1 protein-coding gene is annotated in these 1,664 nt (G+C 42.3%); it reads right to left on the reverse strand.

Annotated features, from left to right (window positions below; translation table 11 throughout):
* Positions 1-279: 279 nt before the first annotated feature.
* Entirely contained in the window at positions 280-1,266 is a 987-nt protein-coding gene (locus tag HMPREF3216_RS00895; protein ID WP_060786522.1) for a helix-turn-helix domain-containing protein, read from the reverse strand.
* Positions 1,267-1,664: the final 398 nt, after the last annotated feature.

Below are 1,664 nucleotides of genomic sequence, written 5' to 3' on the forward strand. Positions count from 1 at the left end.
ATCCTTAACCAATCGATAAACACCAAATTCCCTGCTGCAAGTCTCTTCACCAGCCAGCAAATAAGCAACTTGATAACTTGGAGGAATAAGTCTTATCGAGAACAGAAGGAGGTTGGGTGGGCTGTCTAAAAAATGTCCACACCCCGACGGTAAAGCCTATATGTGCGACATTTTTAATCATACTTTCACTCCTGGGGGGGGGGTAATATAAGCGCAAGCATACCATATTTCGTCTGGATAACACCTGTTATTCGCCACAAAATCGACGCTGAAAGTCACTTATTTCTTTCCGAGCATCCACGCTTTGAGCACTACTTCTATTACTCCGTAAGTCAATGCGGCCAACGGCCAAACAATCCAACTTTTTCCCCAATCGGACGTGATGAAACTGTAGGCTAAATAAATGCAGACAACTATAAGCCAGTAAGCTTGGAGGAATAACCTAGTCTTTGCAGGATAGACAGTTTTTTTCTTCGGTTGCAGCAAACGGTAATAGGACGAGCGGACGATATTCGCCTGTACGAATAAATAAACAGCTGCTGCAACCAGGGCAATAGCGATAACTACAAAAAAGCCGGATGAAAGTTGATAAAATTCCGGTGCTATATCCGAAATTATAAGAAAAATAAAAGCAACCATACATAAAACGACACCGCTGACCGTCCGCAGCACATACGACGGCATGAAACGTTCCAAGCGTTCTTTGAGCACACTGTCAACGCCGTAAGCTGTTTCAAAGTCCTCTTTTTCCAAATATTGATAACGCTTTCCATGGAAACTCTGAATAATAAAAATAGCTACAGCAACGGTAATAATCGCAACACTGAATGCTAAGCCCATAGTTTTACCGACTTGCGCATTTACTGTGTGAGAAAGCAAAAGATCACTGCCAACCAACGGGATTGCCGCCAGAACACAAAGAAGAACGCCTAGAGCAACATAGGCGGCAAATGATATTCTGTGAGCAATATAAGCGGAGGCTTCTTCCAGCTCAATTACCCGAATGCGAACGCCGGCTTCTTCCTGGCAGGCATTTTCATCTGCGTTGACGTTCTTCCCTATAACATCAATTTCATCTTTTACTAGAAGATCTGTACTAACACCAAACAAACGGCTCAATGCAATTATCCGTTCCATATCTGGGATACTTTGTGCGCCTTCCCATTTGGAAACAGCTTGGCGACTGACGCCCAATTTGTCCGCCAATTCTTCCTGCGACCAACCGTTTTGTTTACGCAGTTCCAATATTTTATCTGCTAAAATCATAAAAACATCTCCATTTCAAACTAGAATTCATCATGATCATGGTGAAATTATAGCTAAAACAGCAGTTGCGTAGTAGCAAGTGCGGTTGGCAATTGCCGTTGAAAGCGCAATTTCTGCCGACAAATGAGCGCAACCGACCGCCAATTCGTTTTCTTTCATTTTTGCACCGCGCTTTCCAATCATCTTCACTGATGACGCCAAACATCGGAACAGAATTTCGCCAATCGTCGGAATGAAAGTTCGCCAATCATCGGAAAACAATGAAATATCACGCTTACACTTTCAAATTAAACCTTTTAATAATAGCCATCGCGAAACATAATCTACATAAGAGCAAAATCAAGCAGATTACGCATTCTCTTCCAGTAGAAAATCTGGTAAATATTTGTGTATAATCC

Source organism: Gardnerella vaginalis (assembly GCF_001546455.1).
GTDB lineage: Bacteria > Actinomycetota > Actinomycetes > Actinomycetales > Bifidobacteriaceae > Bifidobacterium > Bifidobacterium vaginale_B.

What these genes read in the sequence shown, in the direction of transcription:
- HMPREF3216_RS00895 (WP_060786522.1), bottom strand. Translation starts at nt 1,266, where the DNA reads ATGATTTTAGCAGATAAAATATTGGAACTGCGTAAACAAAACGGTTGG.